Source organism: Halomonas sp. MMSF_3323, from assembly GCF_030733595.1.
Taxonomy (GTDB): Bacteria; Pseudomonadota; Gammaproteobacteria; order Pseudomonadales; family Halomonadaceae; genus Halomonas; species Halomonas litopenaei.
The window spans coordinates 44869-63415 of the sequence record NZ_JASHIT010000007.1; the positions used below are offsets into that span (position 1 = coordinate 44869).

Genomic DNA, 18547 nt, shown 5'->3' on the forward strand with positions numbered 1-18547 from the left:
TTAAATTCTCATCGTGAATGTTCCGAAATTAGCAGTGTCCGCATTATCTGAGTCTAGGAAGCTAACGTATAGCGAAAGCAACTTTGGTGGATGGTTGCTATGAAGGTGATCTTTAATGGATATGGTGTGAATTCCGTTGTGCTTTGATGTTGTTGCTCGATCATCTTTCTCTATGTTTGGGTTGTTTTCTTGTCTAGTTGTCAGTGTGTCGCTACCTTTGGTTTTTATATAGTTTTCCTGAAATAGTATGTCCTCTTTTTCTAATCCCTCCCCTAGCTTTAGTTTTAATTTAATCTCCATGCTATCCAAATCCGGTACGGTGACCAGAATGCTAAGCGTGCGTGGTAGCTGACGGGAGCGCTCCCTGACGATATCCCATTGCCCTTGAGTCGGTACCACCCCATAGCTTTCGTAGTCATCTGGCTCTTGCAGCAACATCTCCACCGTCACGCCCTTGAACACCAGTTCCAAGCCATTCTGTTCCTCTTCCATGGAGTCGTAGGGCAGTACCTGGCCTAGCTCATCGCGAACGCCATATCGGCAGCGGGTCACCCAGCAGGAGACGGCGAAGGCGACCAGGATGTTGAGTCCAGGCCCAAGGATGAGTTTCAAAACGGAGGTAACCACCCCGTTGGCAACACCCGCGAAAAGAGCGACAGGTGCGCTAATGGGCCCAACAGCGACAGCTACGACAATGACCAAGGCGACGACACCGTTGGCAACATCGATATTGCCGGCGGTCCTGTGTTTATTCTGAATACTCTCCGGCAGGCCCAACAAGGCCGCCCGATGGGCGTTGGCACGTTTGTCAAGACCATCCGCGATACTGAGTACCCCTATGATGGCGTCGCCTGGCAGCCTGAGGATCTGCAGGCGCCGGACGAGCGATGCCAGGGCGCCGTCGGTACTGGCCAAAAGAGTGGCAGCGAATTGCAAGGTGTCGACCGAGGCAATGATGAGTTTTGTCAATGCAAGCGTTACCTGGATGCCGTCTGCGTCGCCAGAGGAAAATTCGCTGTTGAGGATGCTGAAGTTGTTGTAGTAGATCAGTAGCAGTTGAACCCTCGTGGACGTATTCCTGAGGCCTGCAACGGCGGGGTGATTGGTGCCGCCGATGCCCTGTGCAATGTAGCTGCCTAGATCGCGCGCATTTTGCCGATCGTTCCAGTTGCTTTTGGCAATATCGTCTTCGTCGAAGTCATCGGTAGTGGTGTTGAAGCGCTCCAGGAAGTCCGGGGCGGTCGTATCGATGGGGATGACCACGGTGATTTGATGGTCATTCTCGATATGGGTGACGGAGAAGTTGCCTCCCACGCCGTCGTCCTCGTGGAACTGCAGAGCACCGGAGGCGTCGGGGTTGGCCTTGCCTTTGGGATAGAGTTGGCGCGTCAGCGTGTCCAGCCAGTCGTGGAAGTCCTTGCGGCCGACGGAAACGCTCGCCAGCACTGGCAGGTGGAGGTACTGGGCAGGGTCATTGGCGTCCTGTGACGCCTGGATCTGCTGCACGTCGTAGCTGCCGGTAATGATCAACTGCTGATAGCGGTTGAAACTTTCCAGCGCCTTGACGGATGGGAGGTCTGCCGCGTCGATCGCGTTGTTGTTGCTGTTGATATTTGTTGTACCACCATCGTTGCCGGCGTCCGCGTCAGCGGTAGAATTTGGGTCCGGTGGCGTGTCGGGAATGACCTTGGAGGCGTCCTGTAGCGCCTGGGCGTAGAGACTGTTGCCCATGGTGGCGATGAGTCCGGCCATGGTGGTGTCGTAGCGAAACTCACGCTCGCCATGCAGCAGCTCACGATACTGCTCCCGCCATGTGAGCAAGACCCTGGGCGGTACGTAGGCTTTGGCCGGTAGCGCCTGGCGAACGGTAATGGCGTCGTCGATCAAGCGACGCTGGTTGGAGAACATGGCCTTCATCAGCAATGAATCAGTTGAGTCGATGGCGCTGGCTAGCCTGTCCCACAACCATTTGCTGGCATCACTCAGAATGCCGCCCAGCAGTGCGTTGGAGAGTACTCCGCTCAGTCCCAGCCCGGGTGCATAGACATCGTCGGAGTAGCGTACTGTGACGCGATCAAGGTGTGCCTCGACCCACAGGGAGTAGTCCTCATCAAAGGCCCGTACCAGCTGATTGATCCGCTCCACCAGCGCTTTGTACTTCGCCTTGAAGTCTTCAAGCTCGGGGTTAATGCGTTTCCCTGTCTCGGGATCTACGGGAGCGTCCGGCAAGGTATAGTAGTCCGCTAGCTCCTTGTTGTAGGCGGAGATAAGTTGCTCGGGTTCCTGGGTCAGCAGTTCGATGCTCCTCCTTTCTGCATCGATCTGACGCTGCAGGTCGCGCCTTTCAATACGTAGTGTTTCGATCCGCTGTCTATCTAGCCAGTTGGGATCGCCGTCGGAGCGTATCGCTTCGATCTGCCGATCTATCTGATTTATCCGTTGCTGCTTGGAGTCGATGGTCGGTTGGCTGGCCTCTTCAATCCGCTGGTTCATGGGGGCCTGGGCAATCTGCCGCTGTATTCGGTAATTTTCCTCGAAGATCTCGATGGCCTTGTAGCACAGCAGGTTGCGCCGATTCAGGTAACCCTGGGGGTCATGCTGCTGAAGAAACTCCTCGAGCAGCTCCAATGGTCGTTGGCGGTAGGCGTTGAGTTCGTTGATCAGGCCGACTTCATCATGCACCGCCAGTACCAGACTCTTGTCCTTTAATTGCTGCGAGGCGGCGCGAAGACGCTGTCCCATGGCTTGGCGCAGTTCCTCGCGGGTGAATAGTTGGCGATTGTTCTGATCGGGCCAGAAGAAGGCCTCCATGCCGGCGGCATTGTCGCTGTACTCGGCGACCAGCGAGAGCTCCTCGGCGCTGAAAGCGAAGGGCTGCTGGGTCTTGTTGTCGCGCCAGGCGGCGACGTCGAAGCGCTGCATGGCCACGTCGCGCAGGCGCCGACCGTCACTGTGGGAGGCGGTGCGCAGGTGGTTGAGAAAGGTGATGGGAAGCGCGTGCTCGCTGTACAGGTAGTAGATGTTGGTGGCGGTGTCGACGCTGTCCAGGGCGATGGTCGAAGCGCTGACCGTCTTGAAGCGCCGTTCCTCGTCGTTCAGCCCGCAGGCGAATTCGGGTTGTTCCGGGGAGGGGGGCGCCTCGCCGACGGAATACTGGTAGAACATGCCATCAGTCGTGACCACATAGGCATACCAGTTGTGGTTGACGCGATCCCCGGTGGTGCCGGCGTCGCTGGTATTGCGAGTGTTCTCGTCGTCGAGCAGATAGAAGTAGCCGGGTCTGAGCTGGCGCAGGATATATTTGCTGACCTGGCTACCGGTGGTGTCGCCCAGATAGCTGCGTACGGGTTCTCCCAGCGTGCGTGGTGACGTCCCCTGGTCGGTCACGGCCTGGTTGAGCCGGATATCGGTGAACTCCGTTACCCTGTCCGTCGGTAACTCGGTGAAGCCGGAGGTCAACGAGGTGCGCTCACACACAGTCAAGCGCACCGGCAGGATGGGGAGACCCACTCTCTCGCACAGAGGGCACTGTCCTGATTGCACGCCGGGTAGATCGATGCAGGCGTCATCAATCCGCTTGAGCAGGTCTGGATTGACCATGAGCCGTATTCCTCGTCCAGGTTGAGATCTCGTTCCACTCGGCAACCGGCAGGGCGGCGGTCAGATCGCCGTAGCGCTGGCTCGGACCGATGCTTTCCAACAGGCGCTGCATGAAGGGGTGTCGGTGAAAGTCATCCCCCACGTGGAGACCATGCAGGACAAACCTTTGCTGGTCGGCAGGCGTGTGGAGTCCATGCCGTTCAGCCGTACGCATCAGCGCGTTGATACGCTCTGGTGATGCCTCCGCTGCACTGTCAGGCTCAAGCGAGCGCCACTTGTCGATCAGGTGGTTGATGGTGCCGCTGCGTTTGAGCGAGGCCCATTGTTCCGGTGACAAGGTGAAGGGCGCTGGAGGCGGCTCCCGGGGAATCTCCATTTCACGCAGGACCTGCTGGTGGTCGAAATAGAACCAGCCGGTGAAGGGGTGCAATAGCAGGGTTTTCTGACCGGGTTCCAGCAGAAAGGCGAGCAGCTCCATCACCCTTGGATCGAAAAAACGCAGAAGGCATGTCTTGCCTTCGGGACTGGTCGCCGTCAGTTGGCGTTCGATCCACCGACTCAGGGAGATCGACAGGACCGACGAGGTGACCAAGGCGCAAAACCCGCTTGGCTCCGTGCGCTTGCTTGGCAGGCTGCTACGTTGCTGCGCTACCAGCTCGGGGATGTCGACGTCCCGCACCTCCAGCGGTTTGAGGTAGAGCCGCCGCCATGGAGGCAGGTCGATAAAGGGGTTGGCGATGATGCGAAACTGCCTGGTCGCCAGTTCCAGTTCGTCGCAGGAAAGTTGCCAGCGCTCGTCCTGGGAAGGATCGATCAGTGCGTAGAGCCTGGAGGTGCTGGCCTGCAGACGAAGGCGCTGGAGTGTGTTGTCAGTTGAGCTTGCCGGTTCGCTCGACATCAGTTGCCCTCCACGATGCCGCCGCCGTCCTTGCTGGCCTGGCCGTTGCTGCGTGGGCAGATTTTCGGCGCGAAGTCCGGCAGGTAGGGAAGCGCGGGATCCAGCGATGAAGGCCCGGCCAAGCTGTGCGTGGTGGCCTTGAGGCTGACAAGACCCGGGCCGTGGATCTGGATATCGCCGTCCTTGATGCGCAGGACGCCTCCGCCGCTGATGAACTCAATGCCCTGGGCAGCCTCGATACGCACCTTGCCCTCGGTGGAGGTGATGGAGAGGGTCTTTTCCGCGCTCAGCGCCATCTGGTCGCTCTGGGCCTGCACCTCTACCTTGCCTCGGGCGGCGAACAGCTTGATGCCGGCTCGTTGCACGAACAGCGACAGGCGCTCGCGGATAGTGGCCACCAGGCTGCGTCCGCTGGCCAGGTTGATGTCTTCGCCACAACTGGCGCTGAACGATTCGTGCTGGGCGAGGTGTGTCGATGCGGGCGTACTCAAGACGATGCCGGCCGGTGAGGCAAGATGCAGCCAGGGTTGCTTGAGACAGGATGCCTGTCCGGTGCCTGCCTGGCTGCCGGCCTCGGCGGTGGACTGCTCGTCGCTGTCGGCGGCACTACTGTTTGGCTCGCCGTAGATCTGCCGGGTGTCCTCGGCGGCCTGCTTGAGGTCGAGGCGAGTCTCCAGCACATCGGCGCCGTGTTCCATGGCGCTCTTGCTCAGGCGATCGGACAGGTGCCAGGCGCTGGACAGTTCCTGATGGATGGGCCCTGTCGCAAGCTGGTCGCCTGCAGCCCCCAGCTGCCCCCAACTGGTCAGCAACAGCCCCTGATTCGAGCGGATTGCGCCATAGGCATCGCTACGCAGTTCGAAGCCGGTGCCACGAAAGTCCCCGCGGGTGTTGCCGTGCTGATGTATCAGGTAGCCCAGATTGAGCTGGCTCTTGGCGTGTTCCGAGTTGAGGCGGATACGCTCCTGGTCGGTGGCGTCGTCAAACACCAGTTCGTTGTAGTTGCTGCCTCGGTAGGTCTTTGACTTGATGCCCGAAAGCAGGCCGTTGGAATGCCACTCGGGTTGTGCATCACCGTTGTAGACTCGGCCGGTAATGAGGGGACGATCCGGATCGCCCTCGAGGAAGTCGACGATGACCTCCTGGCCGATGCGTGGCACGAACACGGACCCCCAGCCGGCGCAGGCATTGGCTTCGGACACCCGTAACCAGCAACTCGAGCGATCGTCGTGCTGTCCGTTGCGATCCCAATGGAACTGCACCTTGACGCGGTTGAGGCGGTCGGTATGGATCTCTTCGCCTTCGGGGCCGACGACGATGGCAGTGTGGGGGCCGCCGACAACAGGGCGTGGATGATCCAGTGTGGATCGAAAGGGCACGACGGTGCGCTGCGACTCGAAGTCAACCAGGTAGTGGCCGGTGCCGGCACGTTGGTAGTCGTCTTGGTGAGGGCTCTCGTCCTGCAGACCGTGGGCGCTTCTTGCCTGATCCAGGGCTTGCTGCAGGCTGCCCGGCAGGGTGCTGAGGTGGGCGGATACCGGCAGGGCGTTCTCGGCCTGGATATTGAGGTCGAGCACGACGAATTCACGCTCGCTGGCATCGCCGTGCAGGTGACGTTCGTGTTGTTCCAGCGAGAAGATATGGCCAGCCTGCAACTGTCGGGTGCCGCCGGCGCCTCGAAAACGCTTGGCCAGGGATTCCACTGCCTGCAGGCGGTTGTCCACCAGGGTACGGCCGCGATCGAAGGTATCGTAGTAGTAGGCCCCGGGATAGTCGTAGAACTCCTGGGGACTGAGATTTCCCTGGTCGGGCAGGGTATCCAGTGCGTATTGGCGGGGCCGTGATGGTTGCCGGTAGTCGCAGGTGCCGATGGTCATGCGGGTCGGTTGCTGGTGACGGATACCTCCCCACTGAGTGATGCTGTCCTGGTGCTCCGTGGCGGCTTGACGGTGATAGCGAATCGCCCTGGGGGAGACCGCCGGACAGACGGTGAGGTCGTCGGTGATCACCATGCGATGCCCTGGATAGCGGCCCTGATCGGCGCTGTGTTCGAAGAAGTAGTAGAGGCCTTCCTGCTGCATCAGCCGGCTGATGAAGTGGAAGTCACTTTCGCGGTACTGAACACAATAGCTGCGGGCCGCATACGGGCGTTGGCTGCGGATGAGCCAGCGTCCGTTGGCCACGTCGTAAGCCGAGAATACCGTTTCCAGAATATCCAGCACGTTCATGTCCTGGAAAATGCGGCTGTCCTGACCGAGTTGCAGGAGCGACAGCCAGGGCACTATCCCGAGCTGGTAATAGAAGACTCCACCATCCTCTCCCAGTAGTGCTGCCGTATCGACGAAGCCTGATCGTCGTTGATAGCTGCCGTCTGCCTGGCGAATGTCGAGCTCGGCCGGCATTGCCAGCAGGTGCCTGAGCTCGATATCTCCGTGTTGGCAAATGCAGTCGAGGGTGTAGCGGAAGGGGTGGGACATTCGCTCATTGCCCACCAGTCGATGGGGAATCAGCGGATGCTTGCCGACGCTGAGTTTCAGCAGTCGTTCGTCCTGCGTGAGTTCCGTATCGAACAGTGATCCCAGCCAGCGGCCCGAGCCATTCTCCATTGCTTTGCGCTCCCTGTGCGTGTCCATGCCCACGCTTCCGCCAGAACGTGTCCGGGAACGCTCTTCAGGTGTGTCGAACTTCGGGTCGGACTTGTACGGGGCGAGCGACGGCGAACCGTTATCTATTTGTTACGGCTACATTAGGCATCATCGGTTGTCTGGGGGAATCGGTGATATGGATGGATGAATGGAAGCGGTGGATTTGTAAGAAGATCAGTACAAACTAACCGGGAGTGACGAAGGGGCTCGCTCGGTATGTCTGGCGGGGACGTGGCGGCTCAAGGCGGGGCGCTGCGTTGGCGCAGATGAGGAGAGCCGCTGACGAGAGAGGCTCCCCCGTGGCCAGGATATCGTCCACGGGGGAGAGAATGATCGACCCTTCAAGGCCAGTAGTGGCTGCCCACATCGGGCACGCTGCCTGGCCATCAATCGAGCAAGCCTGGCTGGGTCGGGGCGCTACAACTCGTTGAAGTAACAGTGATGCCGGGTCTCGCAACGGGACACTCGGTACTCCAGCGCCTGCTCCTGAATATCTCTTGCCACCCGCTGTATCTCGAGGATCGGACTGCCTTCGGCGATTTCCAGGTGGTGGGCTTCGTCCTTGCCCGCCGCCACTGCGAACAGGCGTTCCTCGGCGTGGCTGACGTTGCAGCCGAAACGCTGCTGATACAGCTGATAAAGGGTGTTTGGCAGGGTCTCCGGCAGGCTTTCCAGCGTCGGAAAGCGTGTCGCCGCGACCACCACGTCCTCGAGCAGGGCGGGGCGTTCGTCGAGCTCCCTGACGCGGCGAATATGGATGACGTCGTCTGCGTCCTCCAATCCCAGCACCTCCATTTCCTCTTCGTTGGCCGGACGCCTTTCGCGCACCAGGATGCGCGACGTCGGTAGCGAGCGGGTGCCATCGAGTCGGGTCAGGTGGAAGAAGCGAAACAGCGAGCTGTCCTGATCGTGGGTGGCGACCACGGTGCCCTTTCCCTGGTAGCGGATCACCACGTTGTCGCTAGCCAGGGAGTCCAGCGCCTTTCTCAGGGTGCCGACACTGACCTGATACTCCTTGGCTAACGCCGACTCGCTGGGGATAAAGGTGCCGGGTGCCCACTCTCCCGAGACGATGCGCTGAAGCAGCACCTCCTTGATCTGCTGGTAGAGCGGTCGGTAGCTGAGGCTTGGCTGATCCATGCGGGTTCCTTCTTTGCGTTGGGCGAGGCCCGTTTCTTCGCCGCCAGTATAGCTCGAGGGAAATCTAGTTGATACTTGACTAACCTATATCCTATGTCCTATACATGAGTTGTGAGGGCAGCAAGCGACACCTGCCCAGGGCCAACCGGCGATATCACAACGTCAACAACATTCGTTCAGGAGAGGGGCAGCATGAGCATCGATTTCGTAGTGCACGATGCCGACGACAGTGTCGGGGTCGTGGTGGTCGAAGGCGTCGAGGCGGGGCAGACCCTGACAGGCTGGGTCATGCATCAGGACCAGACGGTCACCTTCGAGGTGAGCGACGCCATTCCCATCGGTCACAAGCTGGCCATTCGTGACCTCGATGAGGGCGACACCGTGATGAAGTACGGCGTCGATATCGGTCGCGTCGTCCAGCCGATCAAGCAGGGCGAGCACCTGCACGTACACAACGTCAAGACAAAGAGGTGGTAAGCATGGAAATCAAGGGTCGCAAGTTCCAGGGGTATCGGCGTGAAAACGGCCGTGTAGGGGTCCGTAATCACGTGATCGTGCTGCCGGTGGACGACATTTCCAATGCTGCCGCCGAAGCGGTTGCCAACAACATCAAGGGCGCACTGGCGCTGCCGCATCCCTACGGCCGCCTGCAGTTCGGCGCCGATCTTGACCTGCACTTCCGCACGCTGATCGGCACCGGCTGCAATCCCAACGTGGCGGCGGTGGTGGTGATCGGTATCGAGCCAGGCTGGACCAACAAGGTGGTGGACGGCATCAAGGCCACCGGCAAGCCGGTCGAAGGCTTCTGGATCGAGCAGAATGGTGATCACAACACCATCTGTGCCGCCTCCAAGAAGGCCAAGGAATTCGTCCAGTACGCCAGCGAGATCCAGCGCGAGGAGTGCGACGTCAGCGAACTGTGGGTGTCCACCAAGTGCGGCGAGTCGGACACCACCTCCGGCTGCGGCGCCAACCCCACCGTGGGCGACGCCTTCGACAAGCTGTACGACGCCGGCTGCACCCTGGTATTCGGCGAGACCTCAGAGCTGACCGGCGGGGAACACCTGGTGGCCGAGCGCTGCGCCACCCCCGAGGTGCGCGAACAGTTCCAGGCGATGTTCGATCGCTACAGCGACATGATCGACCGCCACAAGACCAGCGACCTGTCCGAGTCCCAGCCGACCAAGGGCAACATCGAAGGTGGCCTGACCACCATCGAGGAGAAGGCGCTGGGCAACATCCAGAAGATCGGCCGTCGCTGCAAGGTGGATGGCGTACTGGACAAGGCCGAAACGCCGGACAAGCCGGGCCTGTGGTTCATGGACTCGTCTTCCGCCGCCGCCGAGATGGTGACCCTGTGCGCCGCCGCCGGCTACGTGGTGCACTTCTTCCCGACGGGGCAGGGCAACGTCATCGGCAACCCGATCCTGCCGGTGGTGAAGATCTGCGCCAACCCGCGCACCGTGCGCACCATGAGCGAGCACATCGACGTCGATGTGTCCTCGATCCTCAAGCGCGAGATCAACATGGAAGAGGCCGGTGATCAGCTGCTTGAAATGATGCTGCGCACCGCCAATGGCCGCAATACCGCCGCCGAGGCGCTGGGGCATCGGGAGTTTGTGCTGACCCGTCTGTACGAAAGCGCCTAAGCCAACGCCCGAGGCGGCGATCTGGCAAAAAAACCGGCTCCTCCCGCCGTTCGTCGGGAGGGGCAGGCCGTTGTAGTAAAGAAGGTTGTGCAAGAACGGCGAGCAATGAAAGCGAGTTGCTCGTAGCGAAGATCCTGACCACCCCATAACGACAACATCAGGAGTAACGTCATGCGCCTTTCCCACACCCTGACCCTGACCGCGATGCTGGCGGCGTCAACCCTTGTGGCCCCGCTGGCCCTCGCCGACGCCGAGGACTTTCCCGCCAAGGACGTGCAGTACGTGATCCCCTTCGGTCCGGGCGGCGAGTCCGATATCAGTGCCCGACTGCAGCAGAAGTACTTCGAGGAGATCACCGGCCAGCAGCTGATCATCCAGTACATGCCCGGTGGCGGCGGCGCGGTGGGCTGGTCCCAGCTCAACGACATGACCGCCGATGGCCATACCATCATGGGCTCCAATCTGCCCCATATCGTGCTCAAGCCGATGGGCAAGGATGCCGGTTTTGCCACCGAGGACGTCAACAACTTCTACTTCTTCCACTACTCGCCGGACGCCATCCTGGTCCGCGAGGACAGCCCCTACCAGACCCTGGAAGATCTGGTCGAGGCGGCGCGCCAGGCGCCCGGTGTGGTGACCTTCTCCGGTAGCGGCACCTACAGTGCCAATGACGTGGCCAATACGCGCTTCCAGCAGTTGGCCGACGTCACCACTACCTACATCCCTTTCAAGGGCACCGGCGCGGCGGTCACCGCTCTGCTGGGTGGCCAGGTCCAGGCCGAGTGGGGCTATACCACCGTGGCCGCCAACCATCAGGACAAGGTGCGCATGCTGGCGGTGGCCGCCGAGGAGCGCCATCCGCTGTTCCCCGACGTGCCGACCTTCCAGGAACTCGGCTATGACATGGTGGGCGGCGCCTATCGTGGCATGGCGGTGCCCAGCGAGACGCCGGCAGACGTTCAGGCGCGGTTGTCCGAGATCTTCGATCAGATCAACCAGAATCCCCAGTTCCGCCAGGAGATGGAGGATCTGGGCTTCGTGTTGATGGACGTCGGCAATGATGACGTTGCCGACTTTCTGGCCGAACAGAGCCAGCAGTATGAGACCAGCGCGCGAGAACTCGGCCTGATCGACTGAGGTCAACGCCATGGATCTTATCGTTCACGCGCTCGGCGCTCTGTCGCCGCTCAATCTTGCGCTGGCCCTGCTCGGGGTAACGGCGGGCATCGTCATCGGTGCCCTGCCGGGGCTTTCCGCCACCATGGCGGTGGCGGTGCTGGTCCCGGTGACCTTCGGCATGGCGCCGGAGTCGGCCCTGATCATGCTCGGCGCCATCTATACCGGGGCCATCTACGGCGGCTCCTACTCGGCGATACTGGTCAATACGCCGGGGACGCCCTCGGCCATCGCCACCACCTTCGACGGCTATCCCATGGCCCGCCGCGGTGACGGTGATCTGGCCGTCACCCTGTCGACCATCGCCTCGGTGGTCGGTGGGCTGGTCGGGGTGCTGGCGCTGCTGCTGCTGGCGCCGCTGCTGGCCCAGGTCGCGCTCAGCTTCGGGCCGGTGGAGTACTTCTGGCTGGCGATCTTCGGGCTGACGCTGATCTCGGCGCTGTCCGAGGACTCGACCCTCAAGGGGTTCATGGGGGCGGGCTTCGGCCTGTTGCTGTCCACCGTGGGCGTCGCGGTGATCGGCGGCGATATCCGCTACACCTACGGCTCGCCGGTGCTGCTTGGTGGCATCGAGACGGTCTCGGCACTGATCGGCCTGTACTGCATTCCGGTGCTGATCGATCTGGTGGCAACACCCGCCGCTCACCTCAAGGTGGATGGCGTGTCGCGCGGGGTGCGCTTTCGCGAGGGCATGGCGATCGCCATCAAGGGCAAGCTGAACCTGCTGCGCTCGGCGACCATCGGCACCGGTGTCGCCATCCTGCCCGGGGCGGGCGGCTCGATTGCAAGCCTGGTGTCCTATTCGGAGGCACGCCGGGTGGCCGACGAACCGGCGAGCTTCGGCAAGGGCAATCCTCAGGGGGTGCTGGCGACCGAGGCCGCCAACAATGCCACCGTGGGCGGCGGCTTCATTCCGACCCTGGTGCTGGGCATCCCGGGCACGCCGCCGGATGCAGTGATCCTCGGGGCCTTGCTGGTGCAGGGCTTTCGTACCGGACCGGAGCTCTTCACCACCAACGCCGGTATCACCTACACCTTCGTCGCCGGGCTGTTTCTGGCCACCTGCCTGCTGCTGCCGCTGGGTCTGTTGATCGGGCGCTACGCCTTCAAGTCGATCATCTCCATTCCCAAGGCGCTGCTGGTACCGACCATCGCCTTCATGACGGTGATCGGCACCTACGCCATCCGCAACAGCGCCAGCGACGTGGTGATCATGCTGTGCCTGGGGGTGCTGGGCTGGGTGCTCAATCGCTACGGCTTTCGGCCCTCGCCCATCGTGCTGGGGCTGATCCTCGGACCCATCGCCGAGCAGGGCTTCGTCCAGGGCTTCCTGATGGGGCGGGCCAGCGGATCGCTGTTCGCTACCTTCTTCGGTGGTCCGATCAGCCTGACGATCATTGCGTTGTCGTTGCTGAGCGTCTTCTACCCGATGGTCAAGGCACGGCGTGAGGCAAGACGTCAGGACAAGACGATCAATGGGGAGGCGTCGCCATGAGCGCTGTTCACAACAGAAGCACTGGTCACGACACGAGCACTGGCCACAACGCCAGCGCTGCCAGCAAGAAGAAGCACGCCATCCAGGCCTCCTGCTCCCGAGCAAGCGAGTATCTGCTGCCGACGCTATTCGTCGCCGGCGCCGCTCTATGCCTGTGGGAGACCCGTGAGATGAGTCAGCTCGGGGCGGTATTTCCTGCGGTGATCTCGCTGGTGGTGATCGCCGCGGGGCTGCTGCGCCTGGGGCAGCTTGGGCTGCGCGGGGTGGTGGCCAACCATGAGCGGGGCTCTGATTCGAGTTCTGATCCAAGTTCTGATCCGAGTGCGGGCTCGACCCCTCGTCGCCTGGCGCTGGTCGGAATCATGCTGGCCTGGGCCCTGGCGCTGCCCTGGCTCGGCTTCCTGTTGACCGGCCTTGCAAGCTTCGTCGGGCTGATGGTGGTGGCGCAGTACCGGCGCTGGCATCCACGTCGCCTGGCCGGACACCTGGCAACCGGCGCCGTGCTGGTGGCCTTCTTCTATGCCCTGTTTGCGCTGGTACTCAATGTTCCGCTGCCCGCGGGTCGCTGGTTCACGCTGTGAGGTCGATTCGACGCCATTATCGAGGGAGTAAAACGATGGCCAGGATAGTTATCTCGGAATTCATGGACGAGCAGGCGGTGGCCTGGCTCGGTGAGCACCACGAAGTGCTGTGTGACACCCGTCTGGTCGAGGATCGAGGACGCCTTCTGGACGCGGTGGCCGACGCCGATGCGCTGATCGTGCGCAATCGGACCCAGGTCGATAGCGAACTGCTGACAAGGGCGCCGCGCCTCAAGGTGGTGGGGCGTCTTGGTGTCGGACTCGACAATATCGACCTCGGAGCCTGCGCCGAGCGCGACGTCGAGGTCAAGCCGGCCCAGGGTGGCAACGCCGGCTCGGTGGCCGAGTACGTGATCGCCGGGGCGCTGATGCTGCGCCGAGGTTCCTACGCCTCGACCCCGGCCATGCTGGCAGGGGAGTGGCCCCGCCAGGCGCTGATGGGGCGTGAGGTCAGCGGCGCGAGGTTGGGTCTGGTGGGCTTTGGTGCCATCGCCCAGGTCACCGCCGGGCTCGCCCGGGCCCTCGGTATGGAGGTGCTGGCGTTCGATCCCCACCTGCCGGCCGAGTCTGCGGCCTGGGGCCAGACCCAGCGCTGCGAGAAGCTGGAAGTGCTGCTGTCCGAGGCCGACGTGGTCAGTCTCCACGTGCCGCTCAATGACCAGACCCGACACCTGTTGGACGCCGATCGCCTGGCCGTCATGAAGCCCGGCGCAGTGGTCATCAACGCCGCCCGCGGTGGGGTGGTGGACGAGCCGGCACTGGCCGAGGCGCTCACCAGTGGACGCCTGGCGGGGGCCATGCTCGATGTGTTCGAACAGGAGCCACTTGGCGCAGGCTCGGTGCTCGAAGGGGTGCCCCATCTGGTACTGACCCCGCATATCGCCGGGGTGACCGAGGAGTCCAACGCGCGTATCAGCCAGATGACCGCCGAGAACGTGGTTGCGGTACTGACGCCGGAGGGGGTGGCATGAGCCAGACGACAACACTTGCCCGCGAACAGGCGCGGGAACTCGCCATGGAGGCGATGCGTGCCAGAGGCTTCCCCGAGCGCGAGGCCGCCATCACGGTGGAGGCGCTGCTCGACGCCGAGCGTGACGGTCTGCCGTCCCATGGGCTCTCGCGCCTACCGTTCTATCTGGACCAGGCCGCCAGCGGCAAGGTCAACGCCGGCGCCATACCCAGGGCCGAAGCCGATGGCGCGGTGGTGCGGGTCGACGCCGACCATGGATTGGCCTTTCCGGCCATCGCCAGCGGGCTGGACGCCGGCTTCGAGGTGGCGCGGCAGCAGGGGCTATGCGCGATTTCCATCGGACGCTCTCACCACTTTGGGGTGGCCGGTGCACCGGTGGAGCGAGCGGCTCGGGAGGGCTTTATGGCGCTGGCATTCAGCAATGCGCCGTCGGCCATGGCGCCCTGGGGTGGTCACAAGCCGCTCTACGGCACCAACCCCATCGCCTTCGCCTGTCCGCGACCCGAGGGCGAACCCATGCTGCTGGACCTGTCATTGTCCAAGGTGGCCAGGGGCAAGGTGATGCTGGCGCGCAAGGCCGGCAAGCCGATCCCCGAGGGCTGGGCGGTGGGGCCGGATGGGGCGCCTACCACCGATCCAGAGACCGCCATCCAGGGCAGCATGGTGCCGGCAGGAGACGCCAAGGGGGCGGCGCTGGCGATGATGGTGGAGCTGTTGTGCGCGGGGCTTTCCGGTAGTCGCTTCGGTTTCGAGGCGGGGTCTTTCTTCGAGGCGCAGGGAGAGCCACCCGGGGTCGGTCATTTGATGCTGCTGTTCGACGTCGATCGCTTCGCGCCCGATGTGCTCGCGCGCTGTGAAGTGCTGTTCGCCGCGATGCTCGAGCAGCCGGGCGTGCGCCTGCCCGGCGACCGGCGCCACCAGCTGCGACGCCAGAGCCATGATCGGTTGGCGCTGCCGACGGCGGTGGTGGATGACCTGACGGCCATTGCGACTTCCTAGCAGTGCGGCTTCCTGGATAGCGTTCGCGGATACAGTTCGCGGATAGCGCCTAGAACGACTTTCCCGAATAGCTTTGCTGAATGGCTTTATCAGCCAGCTCAGCCGGCCTACTGGCCGATTCCGGCAAGTGGCGGCGCCGTCGATCCCCGTAGCTGGACGCTGGCATCCAGGTGCAGGTCGCTGGGCCGTTCGCGATGGCGAATCCACGTCATCAGGGCGTCGGCGGCATGCACTCCGATGTCACTGGCGGGCACCGAGACGGTGGTCAGCGATGGCGACATGTAGGCCGCCTGGGGCAGATCGTCGAAGCCGGTGATCGACAGTTCCCTAGGCAGGTCGAGCCCGCGTCGCTGGGCCTCGAGCAGGGCGCCGAAGGCCAGGGTGTCATTGCCGCAAAGCAGCGCCGTGGGCGGGGAGGACATCTCCAGCAGTCTGGCGCAGGCGTCGGCGCCCTCGGCGACACCGTACTCCACCACCTCGACGTCCGGCGCCGGGCAACCGGCAGCGGTAATCGCATCGCTGAACCCCTCGAAGCGGGCCCGGGCACGGTCATTGTGTTCATAGGGTGCGGTGACGATGGCGAGGCGGCGGTGGCCCAGGTCGATCAGGTGGCTCGCCAGCTGTCTGGCGGCGCCGCGATTGTCGAAGCCGATACAGGGGGCTTCGGCCTTGTCATGGGTCTGCCAGCTGGTGAGGAAGGGCAGTTGACGCTGGTGAAGCAGACGGTAGGCGTCGGCAAGGTGTTCATGGCCGATCAACACGACGCCGTCCACGCCATGCTGGACCAGCGTCCGCAACGCCTGCAGTTCGTCCTCGAGGTCGTAGCGGTAGGTGGCCAGCAGCAGACGACAGTCATGCTCCTTGAGGCGCCGCTCCAGGCTGTTGGCCATGGTGCCGAAGATCGGGTTGTCGAGGGTCGGTACCAGCAGACCGATGGCGCCGATGCGGCGCGAGGCCAGTGCACGGGCCGAACCATCCGGCACGTAGCCGAGGCGGCCGACGGCAGCCTCCACTTTCTTTCGCAGGCGGTCGCTGACGTGGGGTGCGCCGTTGAGCACCCGCGAGACAGACGCCGTCGAGACCCCGGCCTCCCGGGCCACATCTTCCAGCAACGCTCTGGTGGGACGATCGTTCATCTGGCCTCTCCTGGGTGGCGCCACCGGTGTGATCCGATCGGCGCCACGGTTGCGGCTAAAGTCGAAGGTCCTTTACAGGATTCTGGCTGGACAAGTCCTATAGAGGAATCTACCTTGAATGGTGCGCCATGTAAGCGCTTACAATTATAGCAGCAGACAGCGTTGATCGTAGTTCACTGCTGCATTTTTGCCTCGTTAGCCTGACCACGGCTTCGAGCGGAGCCGGTCCAGGCTCAGCAAGATCGACAACGACGCGTACCACCAAATACAACGAGAGTCGGGAGTCGCCACCCATGTCCAGGTCGTCTTCGTCCTCAGCCAAGTTGATGTTATGGCTGTCGATATGTCTGTTCGCCGCCTTTTTCGTCAACGTCGCCATCCAGCGCTATGTACCGGGAATGTGGGCGCTGGAAGCCGCCTACGAGGCGGTGCTGTTGACGCTCGCTACCGCCTTCTTCGTCTCTGCCTGCCTCAAGTTCGAGGGCAAGGCGCCGTCTGGCGCCGAGCCGGGCACGCCAACCACACAACAAGGACAATGACCATGCGAGATTTCATCACCAATGACAGCGGTGCTCCCAGCCAGCCGGAAAGACGGCTGTTCATGGGCACCGTGGCGAAGTTCGGTTTTACCGCCGCGGTGGTCGGTGCGGTCGGCGGTGCGTTGTTCTCGGAAAGCGCCATGGCGGCCACCGCCAAGGAAGAGTCCGAGCGAGAGAACGCGGCCGAGAGCACCATCGTGCTCGCCACCGGCTATACCCTGGGCGCCTCGCGGGCCTATCCGATCATGCAGCTCAACTTCAAGGAGAACCTGCAGAACTTCTCCGGCGGTCGGCTCTACGTGAAGCTGGCGCCCGGTGGTCAGCTCGCCACCGGCGGGGCGCTGATCTCGATGGTCCAGAACGGTTCCATCGCCATCGCCCAGCATTCGCTGTCCAACCTGTCGTCCTTCGCCCCGGAAGCCGACCTGGTGAACATTCCCTACTGGTGTGGCGAGAACCAGCGTCTGATCAATCTGGTGACCTCGGACGCCTGGCGCGACACCGTTCACCACAAGGTCGAGGAGCGCGGCTTCAAGGTGCTGTCCTATATCTGCATCGACCCGAGGACCGTCGCCGTGCGCGAGGGGCTGCTCGATGGCCCGGTGCGGGTCCCCGATGACATCTCCGGCATCAAGTTCCGGGTGCCGTCCTCGCAGATCCTGCAGCAGGTCTATCGACTGGCCGGTGCCAACCCGACGCCGGTGGCCTGGGGCGAGACCTCGTCGGCGATCAAGCAGGGCGTGGCCGATGCCCTCGACCCCAGTGTCCAGGCCCTGCTGGTGTTCGGCTTCACCGACGTGCTGTCGAGCATCTCCACCATCCAGTCGGTGCCGGATGCCCAAGTCTACACCTGCAACAAGGCCTGGTTCGACAGCCTGGATGGCGCGCTTCAGGACGCTGTCATGCAGGCGTCTGATGTCACCTTCCGCGAAAACCTCGCCAAGGTCCCGGCGGCGCGAGCCTACGCCCATGACCAGATGCGCCTGGCCGGCGTCGAGGTCTACTCCCTGAGCGACGAGGAAAAGGCCCAGTGGGTCGAGCGTTGCGGCCATCAGCTGCCCGCCTGGGACGAGACCAAGCGTGAACTGGCGGGGTCGCTGGAGGCATTCGACAAACTGCTGGCCGCCACGGAGGTGCAAAATGGCTATTTCGTCGACAGCAACGCCTAAGGACACGCGCTGGCGCGCCCTGCGCCTGCGCTGTGACGACGTCGATCGCCGCACCGAGCGCTGGCTGCTGCTGACCTTCTACGCGCTGATCATCCTGACGGTGGCGGTGGAAGTCATCCGCCGCTTTGCCCTCAACTACTCCTCTGTCTGGGGCGAGGAGCTGGCGCGCTATGCCTTTATCTACCTGGCCTGGCTCGCCGCTGCCGCGGCGGTCAGGGACCGCGCCCATATCCGCATCGATGTGCTGATCAACCTGGGCGGGCCTCGCATGAAGCGCCTGGGCTGGTGGATCTCGGATATCGCCACCCTGGTGCTGGCGGTGTGGGCACTGTACCTGTCAATCGCACCGGTGCTGACATCGATCAACTTCGGTTCGGTCACCGCGGGACTGCGGGTTTCCCAGGCGTTCTTTCTGGCCGCCATCCCGGTGGGCTTTCTGCTGATCGCCTGGCGAGTGGTGCAGAGCATGCTGGCGGATATCCGGCGCATGCAGCGTGGTGATCCGGTCTTCGATGGCCAGAAGCTCTTCGACTGAGGGGGACCGTCATGG

At 62.7% G+C, this 18547-nt stretch carries 15 protein-coding genes; 10 read left to right on the forward strand and 5 right to left on the reverse strand.

Features of this window, described 5'->3' with window-relative positions; all coding sequences use genetic code 11:
• From RBB39_RS04850 to RBB39_RS04865, 4 genes are all read right to left on the reverse strand, one after another.
• Positions 1–3600: a T6SS effector BTH_I2691 family protein gene (locus tag RBB39_RS04850; protein WP_045993103.1), complete on the reverse strand. Its 3600-nt coding sequence runs from the start codon at positions 3598–3600 to the stop codon at positions 1–3.
• The gene (locus RBB39_RS04855; protein WP_045993104.1) at positions 3569–4498 is read right to left on the reverse strand and encodes a DUF4123 domain-containing protein; all 930 of its coding nucleotides are present in this window, start codon (positions 4496–4498) and stop codon (positions 3569–3571) included. Before RBB39_RS04855 ends, RBB39_RS04850 begins: the two co-directional genes overlap by 32 nt.
• Positions 4498–7104 carry a type VI secretion system Vgr family protein gene (locus RBB39_RS04860; protein WP_306168861.1) on the reverse strand — a complete coding sequence of 869 codons (2607 nt, stop codon included), beginning with the start codon at positions 7102–7104 and terminating at the stop codon, positions 4498–4500. Before RBB39_RS04860 ends, RBB39_RS04855 begins: the two co-directional genes overlap by 1 nt.
• A 456-nt stretch (positions 7105–7560) precedes the next feature.
• Positions 7561–8283, reverse strand: coding sequence for a GntR family transcriptional regulator (locus RBB39_RS04865; RefSeq protein ID WP_045993106.1), 723 nt, complete (start codon positions 8281–8283; stop codon positions 7561–7563).
• Between the two features lie 192 nt (positions 8284–8475).
• Between RBB39_RS04865 and RBB39_RS04870 the strand changes: the two genes are divergently transcribed.
• From RBB39_RS04870 to RBB39_RS04900, 7 genes are all read left to right on the forward strand, one after another.
• Complete coding sequence (locus RBB39_RS04870) at positions 8476–8760, forward strand: UxaA family hydrolase (protein ID WP_045993107.1); 285 nt, start codon at positions 8476–8478, stop codon at positions 8758–8760.
• Positions 8761–8762: 2 nt separating this feature from the next.
• Positions 8763–9932 carry a UxaA family hydrolase gene (locus RBB39_RS04875; protein ID WP_045993108.1) on the forward strand — a complete coding sequence of 390 codons (1170 nt, stop codon included), beginning with the start codon at positions 8763–8765 and terminating at the stop codon, positions 9930–9932.
• Between the two features lie 171 nt (positions 9933–10103).
• Positions 10104–11069, forward strand: coding sequence for a tripartite tricarboxylate transporter substrate binding protein (locus tag RBB39_RS04880; RefSeq protein ID WP_045993109.1), 966 nt, complete (start codon positions 10104–10106; stop codon positions 11067–11069).
• 10 nt (positions 11070–11079) lie between these two features.
• Positions 11080–12603, forward strand: coding sequence for a tripartite tricarboxylate transporter permease (locus tag RBB39_RS04885; protein WP_045993110.1), 1524 nt, complete (start codon positions 11080–11082; stop codon positions 12601–12603).
• Positions 12600–13184, forward strand: coding sequence for a tripartite tricarboxylate transporter TctB family protein (locus RBB39_RS04890; RefSeq protein WP_052704374.1), 585 nt, complete (start codon positions 12600–12602; stop codon positions 13182–13184). Before RBB39_RS04885 ends, RBB39_RS04890 begins: the two co-directional genes overlap by 4 nt.
• 35 nt (positions 13185–13219) lie before the next feature.
• Positions 13220–14155, forward strand: coding sequence for a hydroxyacid dehydrogenase (locus RBB39_RS04895; RefSeq protein ID WP_045993111.1), 936 nt, complete (start codon positions 13220–13222; stop codon positions 14153–14155).
• Positions 14152–15153, forward strand: a complete 1002-nt coding sequence (locus RBB39_RS04900; RefSeq protein ID WP_052704375.1) for an Ldh family oxidoreductase — start codon at positions 14152–14154, stop codon at positions 15151–15153. Before RBB39_RS04895 ends, RBB39_RS04900 begins: the two co-directional genes overlap by 4 nt.
• A 107-nt stretch (positions 15154–15260) precedes the next feature.
• On the opposite strand, the gene RBB39_RS04905 is transcribed toward RBB39_RS04900, so the two are convergent.
• Positions 15261–16289, reverse strand: coding sequence for a LacI family DNA-binding transcriptional regulator (locus tag RBB39_RS04905; RefSeq protein ID WP_045993113.1), 1029 nt, complete (start codon positions 16287–16289; stop codon positions 15261–15263).
• A gap of 293 nt (positions 16290–16582) precedes the next feature.
• Between RBB39_RS04905 and RBB39_RS04910 the strand changes: the two genes are divergently transcribed.
• The 3 genes from RBB39_RS04910 to RBB39_RS04920 are packed head-to-tail and all read left to right on the forward strand — an operon-like array spanning position 16583 to position 18532.
• Positions 16583–16828, forward strand: a complete 246-nt coding sequence (locus RBB39_RS04910; protein WP_045993114.1) for a hypothetical protein — start codon at positions 16583–16585, stop codon at positions 16826–16828.
• 2 nt (positions 16829–16830) lie between these two features.
• Positions 16831–17997: a TRAP transporter substrate-binding protein gene (locus tag RBB39_RS04915; protein WP_045993115.1), complete on the forward strand. Its 1167-nt coding sequence runs from the start codon at positions 16831–16833 to the stop codon at positions 17995–17997.
• Positions 17969–18532 carry a TRAP transporter small permease gene (locus tag RBB39_RS04920; protein WP_083970439.1) on the forward strand — a complete coding sequence of 188 codons (564 nt, stop codon included), beginning with the start codon at positions 17969–17971 and terminating at the stop codon, positions 18530–18532. Before RBB39_RS04915 ends, RBB39_RS04920 begins: the two co-directional genes overlap by 29 nt.
• Positions 18533–18547 lie beyond the last annotated feature (15 nt).